This is a genomic window from Rhodococcus sp. GB-02, from assembly GCF_053470465.1.
Window position 1 is genome coordinate 329,971 of record NZ_JBPUKE010000004.1, and the last position, 20,629, is coordinate 350,599.

The following is a 20,629-nucleotide window of genomic DNA, read 5'->3' on the forward strand; positions in this document are numbered from 1 at the left end:
TTTTGGATAGTGTTCATCGCGGTTTCGGTATTCACCGCTGAGTTCAGGGCTCCACCAGTCCGGCGAGGAATTCCACCAGCAGTCTCTTCGTGACCTCACGTGGCAGCGATTCCACTGCCGCCAGGACGGCCGCCATGTCCAAGGGAGAATCAGAAGAGCCCCGAGGATCCAGCCCCGCCGACGTCAACGCTGCCGCGACGGCATCACTGGGCAACGCAAGAACATCGGCGACGGTGACATCGCCACGTTCAAATGCTCCGGCCAACTCTGCCAGGGCCGGCGGCGCCTCGGCTGCCGCCAAGCCACGAACGTCGTCGGCACCGAGGACGAGTGCGCTGGTCAACTCGCCGAGCACCGACTCGGTCACCGGGGTGACGGTGAGGTGGGTTGTTCGAGGCAACTTCGTCCCGTCGGATTGCGTCGACGCCGGCTGCCCTTGAAGGACGAAACCCCGGGCACCGACAGCGCTCACCCAGCGATGCGGATCCACTCGCCGTTCGAGCGGCACGGAATCGTCGGTAGCGACCGCGAACAGTGGTCCCACCGGCGAGCCCACGACGCGAAGCCCGTCGACGCTCTGGACTGTGTCGACGAGCGCACGGGTCGCCCGATGCGCCCGGGACACCAGTTCGGCATACCCGGGTTGACCGAGGACTTGCGAAATCGCCCACGCCCCGGCCAGGGCAGCAACGGATTTGGAACCGAGAAGAGTGGGATTGACCACCGGATAGCCCGGCCAGTCCGTGAGTCCGAAATACTGCTTGCGATGCAGATCACGCCCTCGGTGCAGCAAAACCGAGACGCCTTTCGGTGAATATCCGTACTTGTGGAAGTCGACCGACATGCTGGTGACACCGGCCACCCGGAAATCCCAGGGCGCCAGATCACCCCACCACGGCAACGCAAGTCCGCCGATGCAGGCATCAACATGCAATGGAATCGACCGTGCACAAGCAACTTCCGCGACTTCGGCAATCGGATCGAGGGCCGCGAACGGGTAATTGGGCGCAGAGACGACGATCAATACCGTGTCGTCCCGCAACGCTGCCGCAATACCTTGTGCGTCAACGCGCCCCGACGTGGGATCCACCGGCACCAGGATCAGTTCCAGTCCGAGCAAGTGCGCCGCCTTGTGGAAAGCGGCATGCGCGGTGGTCGGAAGAACCAGCGAGCCCTCCCCCGGCGGGAGGCCACGGAAGTCGCGAGCGGCCTTGACGGCCAACACACAACTTTCCGTTCCGCCGCTGGTGACATTGCCGACTACCGCCCCTCCTGCTTCTGCGTCTGGATCTGCGGCCGTGTCCGAAGTTCCATGGAGGAACTCGCGCGCGAACGCCACCAGCTCACGCTCCATTACCGCAGTGGAGGGAAACACCGTCGGGTCGAGACCGTTGACGGGCTGAACCAATCGAGCCGCGTCGGCTGCCAACTCGTCGAGGACTGCGAGACCGCTGTCGTACACGTACGACAGAACCCGGCCGCCGTGCGTCGGAGCATCCTGCTCACGAAGCGAACGCAGCCGGCCCAAGATGTCAGCGGCGCGGCTCTCGAGGTTCGCGCTCTCGAGGATTTTGCCCTGAAATGCCTCGACCTGACTGGAACTCATCGTTCACCTGCGTTCTCGTGAGTGGATTCTTGCTCGGTGTGGTAATTCCGCAATACGACCAGACTTATCGCAACCAGGATTGCCGGCACGATCGAGAACCCCAGGGCGATGCCGGTGAGCGCCGATTCCGGTTGTACGACAGTCTCCCCCGCAGTTTTCGAGACAAACCCGGTTACTGCGAGAACACCCAAGAACACGGCAGGCCCGAGGGCCAAACCCGCGGTTTCCGAGGCGGTCCAGATACCACTGAGCGAGCCTCCGCGCTGGCGACCACCGATTCGCGCGTCGTCCTCGATGACGTCCGGGAGCATCGCCAGCGGGAACACCTGCATACCGGCATAGGCAACGCCGGCAAGGGCGACGGCGCCGTAGATCCACGGGCCGGCGTCGAGCGCCGCGAGCGTCAACAACGCCGTCGCCACGACAAACAGAACCGAAGCCACGACGTAACCGCGAAGCTTTCCGTACCGATGGGAGAACCGGTACCACAGTGGCATCACGACGAGGGCCGGCCCGACGAGTGCGACGAACAGCCCGGTGAGTGCACCTTCGTTGCCCATCACATACGTCGCCAGGTATTGCGCACCCGCCAACATCACCGCAGTCGCAAGAGCTTGGAGCACGAATACGCTGACCAGCAATCGGAACGCGCGCGTGCGTCGTATCGCGTCGAATCCGTCCCGATACTGCGAGAGCAACGAGCCTGTCGGGGCATCCGCGTGAGTCACCGTGTGGCGCGCCGCTCCGCGAACTGCCCAGATCATTGCGCCGCACATCAGCGCCGACACTCCGATCGTCATGACGAGATAGCCGCGCGCCCCGCCCCCGGCGGCATCGCGAAGCTCGGGGCCGCCGGCGCCGATGACCAGAATTGTCAGGGCCAACACAGCAATTCGAACCGATACCAAGCGAGTGCGCTCGTGATAATCGCCGGTCAACTCGGTCGGCAACGCGATGTACGGAACCTGAAAGAGACTGTAGGCACTGGCCGCGAGCAGGAAGAAGACGAGCACCCACAACGCCCCGACTCCAGGGCCGGCAGACACGGGAGCCGAGAACGTGAGAATGAAGAGCAAGGGCAGAGCCAGAGCACCTGCGAGCATGAGTGGCACTCGCGTACCAGTTCGATGAGAGCCTCGATCGCTGATCGACCCGATCAGCGGGTCGATCAGGACATCGGCGATTTTCGGAACGATGACCACGAGCGACGCGAGCGCCGCGGTAACCCCGAGCGTGTCGGTCAGGTAGTACGCCAGTACCAGACCTGGCAGAACACCGAATCCGCCCGTGCCGACACTTCCCGCTGCGTATCCGGCCACCACACCACGCGAAAGCCTGTCAGGCGATCTACCTTCACGAAGACGTACCGGTTTGTCTGTAGTCACCGTCCACACACTAATGTCACAACTCCGTACCGCGAGGGCAAAAGAATCTCGATGACCAGAAGTCGCTCACTCGGACGGGCCGGGCATGCCAGACTGTGACTCGATTCGCACACGAACGAAAGTCTGGGCACGATGGTTGATCCGTTGAGAGAGATCTGGCCTCCGTACGGAGTAACGATCACGTGTGGGCCCGTCACCTTGACCCCCGTGCGCGACGACCATTTCCCCGAACTCGCTGCGCTGGTCCGAGCCGGCATTCACCCTGCCGAACAGATGCCGTTTCTCGTCCCCTGGACGGTGGGCACTCCCGACGAAGTGTCGCGAAGATTCATCCAATACCACTGGTCGGTCCGCGCAGCGATGACCATAGCCGACTGGAAATTCGAAACAGCCATCGTTGTGGACCGAGAAATCGTCGGCTGTCAGGCGTTTGCAGCGACGGACTTCCCCAACAGTCGTACCGGTGAAACCGGTTCGTGGATCGGGCGCGAGTTCCAGGGCCGGGGTATCGGCACTCTCGCCCGACAGGCAATCTGCGCATTCGCATTCGACTATTTGGGCGCACGCAGCGTCGTATCGTCGGCGTTCACCGACAACCCCGCCTCGATCACGGTGTCAACCAAAGTCGGGTACCGCGCAGACGGCACGATAGAGGAGTTGGCTTCCGACGGCCGAATGACTGTGCGTCGTCTCTTCACCCTCAGTCGCGAAGACTTTGTCCCACCGCCGTATCCCGTCGAAGTGACCGGCGTGCGCGAGCTCAAGCAGATGCTCGGCATCGACTGAGCGAGTTACCCGCGCACAGCGACCACTTTTGTCGAGGCCCCCGGTTCCGACCTTCTGGCGCCCGCAAAAGCTCCCGGTCAGTCGACCCACAAGATCGGGCTCACCGGTACCGCGGACATGAATGACGATGTCGCATCTTTGATGGCGATCGCATATCAACAGAACGACCGCTAGGCCTCTCACACACCCACAGGCAGCCACTCACCGGCAGGCAGCACAAAAGTCCCTGTCCTCCTCGTCGGAGAACAGGGACTTCTTCACCGCGGGGGAAGGTCGCTGCGATGTGTCAGCTCAGGCCGAAGATCGCGCCGATGATGGTCCGAGCAGCCTCGAAGAGCGCGTCGACGGACGGGACACCGATTTCAGAGCTGATGGAAAAAAGGGAACCCAACATACGATCCTCCGGAGATAGTTTCTGAATGGCTTACTGCCACAAGGCAAATGCTACGGGTTCTACTTGCGGAACGGAAGGACGGGGACCCCGGGTGTGACAACTCCGGACCAAAGTCCCGGCGCCGCAGATCTACTGCACCCCAGTATGATTGCGCTTCCCCGCTTCGGATTCGATGCTTTGGCGATCGTCGACGAGGACTTTCGCAACGCTTGCCAAAACCTCCATGCTCGACATTTCCGAGTGAGAGCAGTCGACCAGATACGTTCGCAACGACCCAGCCAGTTCGGACCACTTTTCAACCAAGTGACGATGTTCAGGCAGATCATGCTGCGCCACAAACAGCTCCACAGACCCCGAATAGGACCTCGGCCCGTGATCCCGGACGATTCGCGACAGTTTTTCCACCCGGCCCACTACCGATTCGAGAACCGTATCGGTGAGGAAATCCATACCGGTCTGCCTTCGGATCTCTGCTGCGACGTCGACGAAAGTCACTGCTGCAGTCGCAGTTTCAACCTCCGCCAGTCCGATCTGCGCGAACAGTTCGGAAGGCTCCGGAGCTGCTTGTACAGACGGCATCATCTCCGGCAGCAGTGCATCGAGCATTGCAACCGAACCGACCAGATCGCCGGCCTCCTCGAGCTGGCACGCCATCTCGAGCGCGATCGTTCCGCCGGCAGACCACCCCAGCAGATGGTATTCACCCGACGGTTGCACCATCCGTACGGCATCGACGTACCCCGACGCCAACTCCGCCACCGTGCCAGGTAGCTCACCTGCTCCCGTTGCCTGGATGCCGTACACCCGTCGACCTTCGAGCCGACCGACGAGTCCGACGTAGCACCAGGCAATTCCACTGACCGGATGCACGCAGAACAACGGCGGCCGTACGTCGTCAGGATTGCCGCCCAACATGACGATCGTGTCCAGCGGATCCGAATGAAACGAATCACCGTCCAAGACATCGGCATGATCGAGATCCAACCGAGAGGCAAGCTCGGCCACAGTTCGGTCGGTGAAAATCCATTGAACAGGGAATTCCCTGTTCAGGGCCTCACGCAAGCGCGAAGCCACCTGAACGGCTCCCATGGACGTACCGCCGAGTTCGAAGAAGTCGTCATGACGGCCCACCGATACCGCGCCTGTGACACTCTCGAATGCCTGTGCCACTTGACGTTCGGTAGCCGAGACGGGTCGATCCGCACTCGACCCTACCTGCGGTGCAGGAGCAGGAAGAGCCGCGACGTCGATTTTCCCCGATGCGAGCAACGGGACCCGGTCCACCACCGTTACCGAAGAAGGCAGCAGGTGTTTCGGCAGCGAGCCGGAGACAAAGTCGCGCAGCTCCCTTTCCGTCGCCGAATTATTCTCCGCCAGAGTTACATACGACCGAAGCTCAGCGGACCCGCGCCCGTCGTCGGTGACAACGGTAACCGAGAAGGTCACTGCTCCATGGCTTGACAGAGCCGCATCGACCTCCGCCGGTTCCACGCGAACACCCCGGACCTTCACCTGTGCGTCGTTGCGACCCAGATACTCGAGCGCTCGGTCGTGACGCCGACGACGAACAAGGTCACCCGTGCGATACATCCGAGTCCCCACCGCGGCGGGATCCGCGACAAAGGGATTGGCCACAAAACGATCAGCAGTCAAACCCGGGGAGGTGACATACCCCCGCGCCAAATTCTCACCGGAGAGGAAGAGCTCTCCCACCACGCCATCCGGAACCGGACGTAACCTTTGGTCGAGAACAAGTGCCGTCGTACCAGGTACCGGAGTGCCGACAGTGACGTCCCCATCGATAATCGGGTGCGAAATCGATGCCGCGACCGTTGATTCGGTCGGTCCGTACCCGTTGACGATGTGATGTCGGCTCGACCAGGCCGACGCAAGGCGGGCAGAGAGCGGCTCTCCCATCGATTCGACGATCAACGGTTGCACTGAATCCGGATCGACCGTGGCCAGGACGGTCGGCGTCACGATCAAATGCGTGACGTCGGCAGCCACCAGCAGACTCGTGAGTTCCTCTCCCCCGTACACGAAGTCGGGAGCCAGAATCAACGTTCCACACCCCGCAGCCGCCAGAAGAATCTCTATCACCGACGCATCGAAGGTCGACGACGCCAATTGCAGGACTCGGGTGCCACGATCGAGCTGGGCGATCTCGGCGTGCGCCGTGTAGACATTCATGATTCCGCGATGTGAAACCTCGACACCCTTGGGTCTTCCCGTCGAACCCGACGTGTAGATGACATAGGCAAGGTTGTCGGGACGAGCCGGCGTGGCCGATACCTCGGTAGCCTCACTCACAGTGCGTGATTCATCCATCGACAGCCACTCGACGCAATCGGGCAAACTCTCGGCTGCACCTTGTGCTGTCAAACCGACAACCGAACCGCACTCCTCGACCATCGTCTGCCGGCGCACTGTCGGCAGCGCCGGATCGAGCGACAGCCACGCTGCGCCTGCCCGCGCCACTGCCCACAACGCAACGATCCACAGATGTCCGCGACCGAGCGCAACGGCGACGACGTCGTCAGGCCCGATTCCCCGGCCCACCAACTCGCGCGTCCAGTGCGACGACGCCTCGTGCAGGTCGCGGTAGGTCCAGAGTTGGCCGTTCTCTTCCAGAGCTACTCCGTCGGGTGCCTGACACAGTGCACGTTCGAAAATGTCGGCAATCGTCAAAGGATCGACGGTGCGGGGATTCGCAGCGGTCAGCGCCGAGCGTTCGAATCCGGACAACAATTCGATCTCCCCGACCACTATCTCGGGTTCGGCTATCACTGATTCGGCGATACGTGTCACCCGCTGCATGAACAGTTCCGCGGTCGACTTCCGGAACTTGTCCGTGGCGTACAGCAATCGAATGGTGAGACTGTCACCGGCGTCGACCAGATCCCACGTCAAGTCGTAGCCCGTCGACGCCCCTGCGATGTCGATGTCAAAGGCAGATACCCCATCGATCTGCGGCAACTCGAGCGCTCGTCGATATGCCAGCATGACGGTGAACAGTGGATGCTCGTTCATCCTGCGCGGCGGATCGACCTTTGCGACTACATCGTCGAACGAAACGTCCGCGTTCGCCATTGCTTCCAGATCTACGCGGCGAACCTCGTCCAAGACTGCTGTGAAGTGGTCGGCGGAGTTGATCCTCGTGCGCAACGCGACGGTGCCCACCATCATGCCGGCGACATTCAAAAGCGCCGGATCGTTGCGCAGACTCACCGCTGCTCCCACAACGACGTCATCCGTGACGGACTCACGAGCGAGCAGCACGGCAATCACGCTGTGGACGACCATGAATACCGTGACGCCGTGCGAACGGGCCAACGCCGACAACGCGTCGTAGGTGGTGCCGTCGAGGACTTCCGTCACCATCTCGTCGGATCGTGAGGACAGCAGACTCCGGGGTCTGTCGACGGGTAGAGCCAACACATCCTCGACGCCACGAAGGACGTTCGACCAGTAGTCGAGTTGCCGGTGAGCCACGCTGAGAGAATCCTCGGAATCACCCAAACTCTCTCTCGCCCAGAGACTGTAATCGCCGTAGCTGATCCCGTCGGCGGAGCGATCCCATTCTTTTCCAACTGTCCTGGCCTTGAAGGCTGCCGCGAAATCGGCCAGGATCGGGCCCATCGAAGCACCGTCGATTGCGATGTGGTGAACAACGATGGCCAGGACAGTCGATCCTGCAGAGTTGGCTCCTGCATTCTCGGTGAATACACGCACTCGGAACGGAACGTCTCGTTCGAGATCGAACTGCACATTCGCGAAGGCCTGAGCGCTCGCACGGATATCGTCGACCTCCACCGGGGTGAGATCGAATGCAACAGAATCTATTTCAACCTGTTGTGGACCGAATTCACCTGGAACCAACACAGTTCGCAGTACGGCGTGGCGATCGACGACGTCACCGAGTGCGGTGCTCAAGACCGAACGATCGATGCCGTCTGCCAGGATTGCTGCAAACGTCAGGTTGTACGCGGTCGATTCCGGCTGCAGCTGATTGATCAGCCAGAGTCGCTGTTGAGAGGGCGCCAACGGCGCGGGCATCCCGGGATCGCGTCGAGTCAATTCGCGGCGCGTGCCGTCGGATGCGCTCGACGAAAGCCACTGAGACATCGCTCGCGGTGACGGATGGTCGAAGACGGCTCGAACAGGCACGTCACGGGCGAAGATCGAGGCGAGTCGACCTGCCACCGCGGCCGCGGCCAACGAATCACCACCCGATTCGAACAGGTTGTGCAGAGCGCCGAAGCTTCCGGACACGTGTTCCGACATGACAGCGGTGACGAGTTCCTCCGAAACCGTCACTGCTGCGTCGGGTGCCTGGCTCTCGAACACATGGCGCCGCAACGCGTCTGCGTCCAGCTTGCCGTTCGACGTGAGCGGGATCGACTCCAACACGACTACTCGGCCGGGCATCAGATACGCAGGCAACATCGCTGCCAACTCGATTGTCAGCTGACCCGACTCCAATGAATCACCAACCGCGCATGCCACAGCGATCTCGTCGACAAGAACAACCGCAGCGGCCTCGACGCCGAGGCACCGACGCAGGGCTGATTCGATCTCGGCAGGCTCGACGCGGATTCCTCGCACACTCATCTGGCGGTCGGAGCGTCCGACAAATCCGAGGGTGTCATCGGTGCGGCGGTGAACCAGATCACCGGTCCGATAGCGGCGGCGCCCACCTGGTGCGGCGACAAACGAACTGGCGGTGCCGGCGGGATCTCCGGCGTAGCCCATCGCCAGTCCGGGTCCGCTGACGTACAACTCACCGATCCCGGCCCATGGCACCGGATGCAGTCGCGTATCCAGTACCTCTGCACCGATTCCGGTGAGCGGGACTCCGATGGTCACCCGATGATCCACCTCGGCAACAGTCGTGACCACGGTGCATTCCGTCGGTCCGTACGCATTGAGCATTCGCGCACGGCGACTCCACGCGCGCGCGGTGGAAGGTGAGAGCACATCGCCACCGACTGCCACCACCTCGAGCGAGTCGAACCGCTCCGGTGCCATGGTGTCGAGTACGGCCGGAGTCGACAACATGTGGGTAACGCCGCGTTCTGCAACAAACTCTTCGAGTGCCCGTCCCCCGAAAGCCTCCCGGGGCGCGACCGCCAAGGTAGCCCCGGCGCCGATCGCCAGCATCATCTCGAGGATCGCTGCATCGAACGTCGGTTTGTATCCATGCAGCACAACCGAACCCGAAGTCACGCCGTACTTCCGGATTGCGTCGTCGGTCAGAAGGCCCAGTCCTCGATGGGTGACTGCAACGCCTTTCGGTTCACCGGTCGATCCGGACGTGTGAACGACGTACGCAACTGAATCCGGATACTGCCGGCCGGGAACAGGACTGCGGTCGGAGAGCACTGTGCGTAGCTGCTTCAACCGTGCCGTCGGCAGGTCAGGGTCGATCGGCACGAATGCCGCGCCCGTTTTCGTGATGGCCAACATTCGGACCAGGTAAGCGATGGTTCGCACTGCCGGAATCTCGTAGACGGCGCCCGGTCCTGCCCCCCGAGCCACCAGTTCCCAGGCTTGAGCATCCGAGGCCGAGTCGAGTTCGGCATACGTCACCGTGCTCTGTCCGTCGTCGAGAGCAATGTTGTTCGGGAATCGAGCCGCCGTAGAGGCAAAGATCTCGGTGAGTGTCCGAGACGAATCGACCTCGACAGCAGTCCAACTGGGCGCCGCGCCCATCGCGAGATCCGAAACGAGTACCGGCACATCCTCGGCAATCGAGGTGAGCACTCTCGACAGATGTCGAGTAACCGCGTCGGCGCTCGACGGATCGAACGCGCTCGCGGCATAGACGACAGCGCCGGTCAACGATCCGTCGACAGCGGGTGCGAGCGAGACATGCATGGGGAACTTCGTTGTTGCGGTCTCGATTTCACGAGCCTCGATCGTGAGACCGGCCACCTCCACGGCAGGGACCGCAAAATTCTGCAGACCCAGCGCAACCTGGGGAGTTCGTCCACCGAGCAACTCACCAACCAATTCGGCAGGAACAGAACTGTATTCGAACGCTGCAACGTCAGCATCGAAAGCTGTAGCCAACAGAAGATCGATCGGCATGTCCCCGTCGATCCGCAGGCGCAGAGGCACCGTATCCACGAACATTCCGACCATGCCGTCGAGTTGGGGCGTACGCCGTCCGTCAACAGCGGTCGCGATCACGACATCTGGGTTCCCGCTCAGCTTGGCAAGCACCACGGACAGCGCCGCATGAACCACCGCAAACAGCGAGACCTTCAACCGGTCTGCTCGCGCCTGCAGTGCCGAGGTGACGACGGCTGGTATCACGAAGTTCACTCGCCGCGCCACGGAGAGCGGTCCGTCGTCAGTGTGATCCACCGTCAGCGGCGACACAGACGTCACGCCGTCGAGTGCTCGGCGCCAGAACTCTTCGACGGCGGGGGGAACGTCACTCGCTGCCTCCCACGCGGCAAAATCTCCGTACTGGATCGGCAGCGGAAGCCATTGCGGATCCAGTCCAGCCCGGCGCTTGCCGTAAGCGGTCAGGAGGTCGCCGACCACAGTTCGCATCGACACCCCGTCGACTGCGATGTGATGAAAACTCACCGCCAGAACGTGTCTGACCGGCGACAGTTGGAGCAGCATCCAGCGCACCGGCAGGTCTGCAGCTACGTCGAAACCGCGCGAGCCGAACTCTCGCAGCAGCACTTCGACCTCGATGTCGCCGACCAGTCGCGTTTCCACTGTCACCGAGGACGGAGGATCTACAACCTGAACCGGTGGAGTGCCCGGATACCGCGTTCTGAGGACGTCATGCCGACCGACAAGATCCGTCGCGGCCTGACGCAGCGCGGACACGTCGAGTTCACCGACGATCTCGATGCAGATCGGCAGGTTGTACGCACCGCTCGCTGTGTTCCGCTGATTGAGTACCCACATCGCACGCTGGTTTCGTGACAGGGGTGCGGGCGTGGGGTCGCGGCGCGGCTCAAGTCGGACAAGATCGGTCACCGAGTCGATCTGCTCGAGCGAATCGAGCCAAGCGGCCAACGCCGCAACCGTCGGATGCTCGAATACGGTCCTCAGCGGAACATCATGTCCCAGAGAACTACTCAAAAGTGACGTGACCTCCGCGGCCGAGAGCGAGTTGCCCCCGAGCGAGAAGAAGTCTGCGTCACGATCGTCCCCGTCTCCGCCCAGAACGGCGGCAAAAGCCGCAGCAACCAGGTACTCAGCGTCAGTGTCTGGGCCCGCTGGGCGGGAAGCATCGAGTGCCGGCAACGGTAGACCGTCGAAGTCGACCTTGCCGTTCCGCATCGGAAGGTCGCCCTCGATTTCGACGATGACATGCGGAACCATGTACGTCGGAAGAACTTCTGCAACGGCGACGCGAAGTCGACCCGTGTCAACTCTCTCGGCGCCTGAACTTCTCACGTAGGCGACCAACAGAGGGCTTCCACTTGCGGAGCTCCGAACTCCGGCGATGCAAAAATCGACGTGCGCGGCGGACTGAATGACAGCCTCGATCTCGCCCGGTTCTATCCGGACACCGTTGACCTTCACCTGTGCGTCAGTTCGCCCGAGATAATGCAGGCGATACGCATTGCGTTCGGGCTTCTGGGTTGCAGGTTTGGAGATCTCAGGCTTCCACATCACCAGGTCGCCGGTTCGGTACATCCTGGCGCCCGAACTGGTTGCCACGAATCGTTCCGCGGTTCGGCTCGGTTGGCCGGCGTACCCGCGTGCGAGCATTCGACCTGAAAGATACAGTTCGCCGGCAACTCCCGGCGGCACCGGTTCGAGTCGATCATCGAGCACCACCGCGTCGACCCCGGCCAGCGGACGTCCGACGGACCCGTCGTGACTGTCGGTCGACAAGTGTTCAATCGACAACGGTTCGGTAGCAAGCGAATACATAGTCGACTCAGCGGGTCCGTATCCGTTGATCACTCTGCGCCCGGGTTGCCAACGCTTCGCCAACGCACCGCTGAGCCGCTCGCCTCCGAACATCACCGTTACAAGGTCCGGCAGCGACGGATTGCCGATCGAGGCGACGACGGTAGGTGTGGCGCAGAGATGAGTAATACGCTCGCGCCTCAGCGCTGATGCGAGTCCCGAACCGAACAGTTCGTCGTTCTTCGCCAGGACGAGCGTCGCCCCGGACATACTCGCAATGAGCACCTCGAGCAACGTCATGTCGAATCCTGGTGCTCCGCGATGGAATACGCGAGAACCTCGCCCAGCAGAGAACCTACCGGGCAGGTCTTCGGCGATCACACCGAGCCCGCCGTTGGTCACGATTACAGCCTTCGGGGTTCCGCTCGTACCCGAAGTGAAGACTACGTATGCCGCAAGGCTGTCGGAACATTCCCGCGCCGAGTCTGTGTCCCTCTCACCACCAGCGTTCTCACCACCAGCGTTGCGGCCGCCGATCGCGCCGTCGCCCAGTGTTTCGAGGACATCGCGTAGTCGTGCCTGCGGGTGTTCCGGATCCACCAAAGCCGGGGCTGCCCCGACCTTCGCGATTGCCCACAATTGCACGATCGACGCAATGGACCGATCAGCAGTCCAGGCAGCAACCTGGTCGACTCCGACTCCCCGAGCGCGCAACTCGTCGGCTGCGACATCGGACTGGGCATCGAGATCCCGATAAGTCAGTGTGTTGCCCTCGCCCTCGACCGCCACAGCGTCCGGTGCGGATTCGACGACGAAGCGCAGCATCGAGGCAAGCGTCGTACCGGAACGTCGAGATTGATCAGGCCGGTCGGCCGCGCCGTGTGCGGGGACGAGAAGAGCTCGTTCCGCACTGTCCAACAGGTCGATTCGCCCTACGGCGATCTTCGAGTCGATCGACACGTGACCCAGGAAGCGCTCGAACCTGTCCGCAAAGCTCGATACCGTCAGATCATCGAATAGATCAGCGTTGTAGACGAATTCGAGTGTGAAACCGCCGCCGATCCCCGCATCCGTGACGTTGAGCTGCAGATCGAAATTTGCGTGCCTGACATCAGGAGCAATCTGTGTGACAGACAACCCCGGCACGGACCAGGCGGTGGGATGCACTGTTTGGAACGAGAGCGCCACCTGGAACAACGGGTGCCGCGAGCGCGATCGGGGAGGGTCGATCAGATCGACCAGCGATTCGAAGGGCATCTCTGCATGCGCGAACGCCGATACGTCGCGCTGGCGAACCTGCTCGACCAACTGGCCGAAGGACTTCGACGGATCGACTTCGGTTCGGAGAACAATCGTGCCGGCAAACATGCCGACGAGCTCATCGAGTTCAGGTGCGGTGCGTCCGGACACGACAGTGCCGACAACCACGTCACTGCTGCCGGTGTGCCTCGCCAGCAGCGCCGCGAGAGCAGCGTGGACAACCATGAACATGGTTGCGTTGTTCGATCGTGCCACCGCTTGCAGGCCCGTCCGGACGGGACCTGAGACGACCACTCGACAGCTCGACGCGCGAGCGGACGTCGAGCGTGGGTGGTCCAGGGGTAGCGTCACCTGCTCGGGAAGGCCTTCGAGAGCCTGCTTCCAGTAACTGGATACCGTGTCTGGAATCCCCGATTCCCTTTGCCATGCAGTGTAATCGGAGTATTCGAGTGCGAGCGGCGACCACTTCGGAGCTTGCTGCTCCGTGCGAGCGGTGTACGCGGCGGTGAAGTCACGTACCAACACTTCCAGCGATCGAGCGTCGGCGGCAATGTGATGGACAACGACGGCCAGGACATGCTCGTCGGGTGAAACCTGGAAAAGGGCCACCCGTACAGGCGGATCCGTGGTGACATCGAAGCCCGAACCCACGAGTTGTGCAACGCGATTCTCGGCGTCCTCGCCCGCGAGTGCCTCGAGCTGAAGTGGCGGACTTGCTTCCCTGGCGTCGAGCACCCTCTGAACTGGGCGCTCGCCGACAACCGGGTACACGGTCCGCAGGGTGCGATGGTGCTCGATCAGGTCACGAATTGCCAGTTCGACTGCAACTACGTCCAATTCACCCGTCAGGCGCAACACGATCGGAATGTTGTAGCCGGCGGACTCTGTATCCAACTGATTCAGAATCCACATTCGGTGTTGGGAATCCGACAGCTGCACCTCCGTAGTGTCCGAACGAGGTACCAAGGACAGAGGCACCAAGGACACCGGAGACGCCTGCCCAGTGCCGATTCGGGCAGCAGCAATTCCGGCCAGCTGATCGACGAATGGGTGCTCGAAGACATCGCGGACGTCGAGGGTGCAGCCCAAGACGGCGTTCAGTCGCGACGAGAGTCGAGTGGCGATCAAGGAATTGGCCCCTTGATCGAAAAAATTCCGAGCCAGATCGACATTCGGAACGTCCATCAAATCGCTCAGGATGGCTGCGACTGTCTGCTCGAAGAAGTCTCGTGACCGCCGAGACGGCTGCGTGAGAGACACCGGGGTCGGCAGCGACGTACGGTCGATCTTGCCGTTGATCGTGACCGGCAATGACGCAAGCGCAATCAAAGCCGACGGCACCATGTACCCGGGCAACAACGAACGGGCAGTCCGCAATACGCCGTCGAGGTCGTGGCCGTTCTCCGGGGTGATGTAGCCGACCAATGTCGGCCCGCTGTCGAGTTCTCGTACCACCACCGCGGCCTGCTCCACCGACGTGTGAGCCAGCAGCGCGGACTCCACCTCGCCCGGTTCGACGCGGTAACCACGCAGAGCCATCTGACTGTCGACGCGGCGAACATATTCGAGTCGGCCGGCTCGCCAACGGACCAGATCGCCGCTGCGGTACATCCTCGAGCCGTCGAATCCCGGTTCAGGCACAAATCGTGAAGACGTCATGCCGGGTTGACCCAAGTAGCCTGCGGCCACCTGCGGACCGGCAACGTACAGTTCGCCGACAGATCCCGAGGGGACGTGCGCGAGCGCGGTGTCCAGTACGTAGCTGCGCAAGCCTGGTAGCGGAGATCCGATCGGCGAGGCAGCTCCGTCACCGACCGGCAGTTCGACACTGGTGACGTGAACGGTGGTTTCGGTGATTCCGAACATGTTGACGCCCCGCACATCCGGGTGCCGATCGAACCAAGCCTCCACGCGCCCGACGTCGAGGCGTTCACCGCCGAAAACAATCGACCGGAGCGGAAGCAGCATTTCCTGCGTGACTTCCGCGAACGCATAGAAGGCAGCCGGGGTCTGATTCAGAACGGTCACTCGTTCCCGCACAATCAGATCCACGAATCTTTCGGGTGAGCGCGCGACGTCACCGTCCACGATCACCAAGGATCCGCCAGTGGTCAACGCACCCCACATCTCCCATACCGAGAAGTCGAATGCGTACGAATGAAACATCGTCCACACATCTTCGGGCCCGAAGTCGAAGATCTCTCGAGTCGAGGCGAGCAGAGCCAACACGTTGCCCTGAGAGACCACCACGCCTTTGGGGGCTCCGGTTGATCCGGAGGTGTAGATCACGTATGCGGCGGACTCCAAGGGCGCAACTGGCCAGTATTCAGCCGCGTCAGCCGTCTCGTCGACGGATACGACGGCATGTTCGTACTCACCGAAACGTGTAGCGGAACTGGGCGTCGACAGAATCGCTTTCGGGCGCGCATCGGCGAGGACGTACCGGATACGAGCGTCGGGATACTGCAGGTCGATCGGGACGTACGCGGCGCCCGCCCGAACGACCGCGAGAATCGCAACTACCAGGTCGATCGAGCGAGGGAGGCCGACGGCCACGCGATCCCCCACTCGAATTCCTCGATCGATCAGGGCGGCTGCGAGCGCCTCCGAACGAACTTGCAACTCTGCGTAGGTGACCCGAGAATTTCCACTCGTCACGGCGATTGCGTTCGACCGCTTCGTCGCGACCCCGGCGAACAGGTCGGACAGTGAGTTCGCACCAAGTGCGGGCGCCGGCACGTGCATTTGCAGTTCTTCGCGCTCGGCGACGCTGAGAACATCGATGTCACGCAACATAATTGACGAGTTCTCGGTGACCGAGTCGCACACTCGACGTACTCGCTCGACCCAACCGCCTACGGTGGCCGCATCGAACAGATCATCGGCATATCGGAAGGTGCCCCTAATGCCGCTCGCGCCTCCGTCAACCGTGCGATCCTCGCGCACAGTCACTTCAAGGTCGAAGCGAGGGTGCGCGGGAGGTAGCGGAGTGCCGTGGGCCGTCATCGTTCCCAGCGCGATCTCGGGAGCTGAAGCCAGCGGATCGACAGCGAGAACCACGTGCAGGAAGGAATTCTTGTCGCCTGCGGCTCCACCGACCGCCCGCTCGACTACCCAGTCGAACGGGACGTCGGCATTGGACAGAGCCGCCACGTCGACGTCGCGTACTCGACTCAAGAACTCACCGAAGGTGTCTCCATCGAGCAGGAGCGTTCGCAGGGCCACGGTTCCGACGAACATACCGACGGAGCCGTCGAACGAAGGGTGTGTTCGACCGGACGTCGGGGTTCCGATGACAATATCGGGCGTACCGGTGATCTTGCTCAGCGCGATCGCAAGGCAGGCGTGCAACACCATGAAGGTCGTGCAGTCGTGTGCCCTGGCGATTTCGTTCAGCGCCGCGTGGACGGGCGAGGGCAATTCGAACGTCACATCCCGCGCCGACGACGATTGGCCCGGCCGGCGGGATCTGTCCACGGGAAGCGCAAGAGTCGGATCAACGCCGGCGAGAGCTTTGTCCCAGAATTCCAGCTGGCGGCCAGCTAGGCTCTGCGGGTCTGCAGGATCACCGAGAACGGTTCTGTGCCAAGCAGAATAGTCGCGATAGTCGAGCGAGGGCGAAGCCCAGATCGGCGAACTCCCGGCGGCGTGGGCGTCGTACGCCGCGATGAGGTCGGAGACGATCGTCGCGAACGAAAGGCCGTCAAGGGCGATGTGATGGGCAACCACGGTCATGCGATGGTCGGCGTCGCTGTCCGAGGTGAGGATCAACCGCAAGGGCAATTCGGTCGCCAGGTCGAACCCGGCCGCAACCAAATCCGCTGACGCAGAGTCGTACTCTTCGGACGGAACCTCGATCAGGGTCACGGACGCCGCGGACGCAGCCTGGATCGGCCATGTGTCGTGACTCTGGTCGAACGAGAACACGGTGCGCAGGACGGGATGGCGATCGGTCAGGTCACCTACCGACTCCCTCATCGCCGATGCATCCAGAACACCACTGAACGAGACCTCGAACGCAATGTTGTACGCCGACGACTGCGGATCCAGACGGTTGAGTAGCCACAGACGTTGTTGTGCCGGAGCAATTTCCACGATGACGTCGTCCGAAATGCGCTGTGGTTCCACCAACCACTCCGCCCGACCCTCACGGATCTTCCGGGCCAGCCGCGCCGGCGTCGGGGCACCGAACACGTCCCTGACTCCAACCCTTCTTCCGAACGCGGAACTCACGCGCGCGGCGACGTACACGGCGTCGAGAGAACTACCACCCCAGGCGAACAAGTCGGAGTGCGGTCCGAGAACGCCGACGCCGAGGACCTCGGCCATCACCGACGCAATCAATTCCTCGTCGTACTCGATTGTGCGGCTTACCGCCGAGCGCTGCTCGGCGACCGCCGTCGTCGTCGGTTCGGGGAGCGCTGAACGGTCTGTCTTTCCATGGCTTGTGACGGGCAACGCTGCCAGAATCGTCACCGAACTCGGAAGCATGGAACGCGGCAGTAGTGAGGCCAGATGGTCGAGGACCGCCTCCTGACTCAACGGACGAAGTCGGTCATCTCTGTCTTCGCTCACTGTCACATACGCTGCAATCGACCCGGATCGCTCCACCACTGCTGCCTGCGAGACGCCAGGAGTCGACAGGAGCACGGCTTCGATCTCGCCCAGTTCGACGCGTACTCCACGGATCTTGACCTGTTGATCAGTGCGGCCCAAGAACTCGAGTTGACCGGCATCGTTCCACCGCACCACGTCCCCGGTGCGGTACATGCGCGCACCAGCGTCGGCCGTACCTATGGGCGCCGCGACGAAACGCTCCGCAGTCAGCGTCGGCGAAAGGTACCCACGCGCCAGCCCTTGTCCCATCACGTACAGCTCACCCGCGGCGCCGACCGGAGTGGGACGCAACCACGAATCCAACACCACAGCGGCAACGCCGTCGATCGGGCGCCCGATCGGTGTATCACCGCCAGGCACCAGCGGCTCGCTCATGAATGCCGCGACGGTTGCTTCACTAGGGCCGTACGAATTCACGATGTCGACGTGACTCGACCACGCATCGACGAGCGTCCCCGGCGGTCGCTCGCCGCCCACGTTCAACACTCGAAGATCCGGCAGTTCCCGAGGATCCATCGTCAGAGGAACCGATGGTGTCGAGATCAGGTGCGTGACACCCTCGAGCCGCAAATAGTCTTCGAGGTCAACTCCGCCGATCAAACCGGGAGGAACGATCACGGCAGTCGCACCGCAGCCGTGAGCAAGCAGAATCTCGAGGATCGCCACATCGAACGACGTGGATGCCAGGAGCGCGACTCGAGACGAACTATCGATGTTCAATCGCCTTGCATGAGAACGCAGCAACGGCAAAATGCCTCGGTGCGTGACCGCGACGCCCTTCGGCCGTCCGCTCGACCCCGAGGTGTAAACCACGTAGGCGGTATCGTCCAGGGATACGTCGGCGATAGATGAACCGGCCCCCGCAGTTCGATCGATCGGCCCATCGACAGTTTCGTCGACTCTGGGACTGACGACGCAGACCCACGCCGGCACGTCCGCCGGATCGTCACCGACCACGACAGACACGTTGGCATCGTCGAGAATGAAAGCGACACGCTCGGAGGGTGTTTGAGGATCAACGAAAAGAACAGCCGCACCGGCCCGCACTACTGCATGAAACGCAACTACGGAATCGGTCGAGCGCTGGGCGAGGATCCCGACGACGTCACCTCGGCCGACGCCGTTCTCTACGAGCAAGGCACACAGTGCATCCGCGCGAGCGCCGAGTCGGTCGTAGGTGAGGTCCACACCTTGGTCGCGGATCGCGACGGCACTCCCCTGCCCTGCCCCGTCTCTGATCACCGCATCGAGCGTCGCGAATCCGCCCGTCCGCGGTCCTAGCGCGGGGACCAGATCTTTCAGTTCGTCCGCCGAGAGGACAAGGAGGTCACCGAGCGCCTTGGTGGCCGAGTCGAGGAATCCCTCGAGTAGCCGAACGAACTGACGATGGTGCATCGCCAGGTCACGTTCGCTGTACAGGCGCGGATTGGCTTCGAAGGACAGGCGAACGTTCTCCCCTGCGATCGACGGATAAATGCTGAAGAACAGATCTTCGGTGGGTCCGGATGTGAGGACGTGAAATTCACCGACGACGTCACCGAGCCGTATCGCTTCGTGAAACATCATGACGTTCACGGCCGGGCCCGTCGAGTCGCGGGATCCGCCCTGATCTCCCTGGAAACCCATGTCCTCGTATCGGAATCGCTGGTGCCGCAATGCGCCGGTCATCTGCACCGAGATCTGACGCACCAACTCCCGTGGTGACAGATCCCGATCAAGTTGCGCACGAACAGGCACGATGTTGGACAGCATTCCGCCCGAACGTCTCGACTTTGCCGAGGTGCGGCCGGACACCGGCAGGCTGAGGACGACGTCGTCGGAATCAGTCATCCGACCGAGATAGGACGCGAATGCACCGACGAGGATCGCCACCTCGGACGTAGCCCACTCGGTCGCGACATCCGAAAGCTGTTTTGCAAGCGTTGGATTCAAGGTCTGCACCAACATACGCTGCGGCATGGACGTCAGCCCGGCGCCGTCGGCGAGGCGAACCGGGTGAGGAAGGCCCTCTGACATCTCCTTCCAGTACTGCTCGTCCGATCGATACCGCGCCGAGGATCGGTAGTCGACATCGAGGTCATGCATCGCACGTACCCCCACACCACCGAAAGGAGTCAGCTTCTTGCCGTGAACAAGATGCGAATAGCGCTCCGCCACTCGCGTGGTGAGTGTCATCGCCGCATACCCGTCGAGCACGAGGTGATGGGCATGTGAATACCAGAAAAAGTGGTTGTCTTCCAGGTGAAGCAGCGCCCCAGAGATCAGGCGATCGGACATCACGTCAAGTGGCCGTGAGTATTCCGCTCTCATCCACTCGTTCGCGCGCTCAACTGGATCGTCATCGCTGCGTAGGTCGAGATATTCGAGATCGTCGAGGATGGAGTGATCGACGACCTGACGCGGCTCGGCATCAGTAGCGACGAGGCGAACGAACGCCGACTCCAATTCATGACATGCAGTATTCGTTGCCTCGATCAGCGCATCGACGTCAACCGGTCCTCGTAGCTCCACGTACTGAGCCACCACGAACGGAGTTGACGGACTCAGTTGCTGCGCGAACCACAGCGCGAGCTGAGCCCGAGACAACGGAAGAGCGCTCAACCCGTCACCTCACATTTCACCAGCCTTGTAATTCACGAACGTTCGGTGGCTGATCACGTGAATCCATGGGAGCGAACACCACGAACGGCCGAA

4 protein-coding genes are annotated in these 20,629 nt (G+C 62.1%); 1 reads left to right on the plus strand and 3 read right to left on the minus strand.

The annotated features are described in order from the left end of the window. Window positions 1-43: 43 nt before the first annotated feature. Both ACSW29_RS26360 and ACSW29_RS26365 read right to left on the minus strand, forming a co-directional pair. The gene (locus ACSW29_RS26360; protein ID WP_448278673.1) at window positions 44-1,606 is read right to left on the minus strand and encodes a pyridoxal phosphate-dependent decarboxylase family protein; all 1,563 of its coding nucleotides are present in this window, start codon (window positions 1,604-1,606) and stop codon (window positions 44-46) included. Further along, window positions 1,603-3,000: an MFS transporter gene (locus ACSW29_RS26365; RefSeq protein ID WP_448278674.1), complete on the minus strand. Its 1,398-nt coding sequence runs from the start codon at window positions 2,998-3,000 to the stop codon at window positions 1,603-1,605. The genes ACSW29_RS26360 and ACSW29_RS26365 overlap by 4 nt, the downstream gene beginning before the upstream one ends. A gap of 123 nt (window positions 3,001-3,123) precedes the next feature. Here ACSW29_RS26365 and ACSW29_RS26370 point away from each other — a divergent pair, with 123 nt between their 5' ends. After that, window positions 3,124-3,777, plus strand: a complete 654-nt coding sequence (locus ACSW29_RS26370; RefSeq protein ID WP_317826423.1) for a GNAT family N-acetyltransferase — start codon at window positions 3,124-3,126, stop codon at window positions 3,775-3,777. A gap of 523 nt (window positions 3,778-4,300) precedes the next feature. On the opposite strand, the gene ACSW29_RS26375 is transcribed toward ACSW29_RS26370, so the two are convergent. After that, entirely contained in the window at window positions 4,301-20,536 is a 16,236-nt protein-coding gene (locus tag ACSW29_RS26375) for an amino acid adenylation domain-containing protein (RefSeq protein ID WP_448278675.1), read from the minus strand. Between the last annotated feature and the right edge of the window lie 93 nt (window positions 20,537-20,629).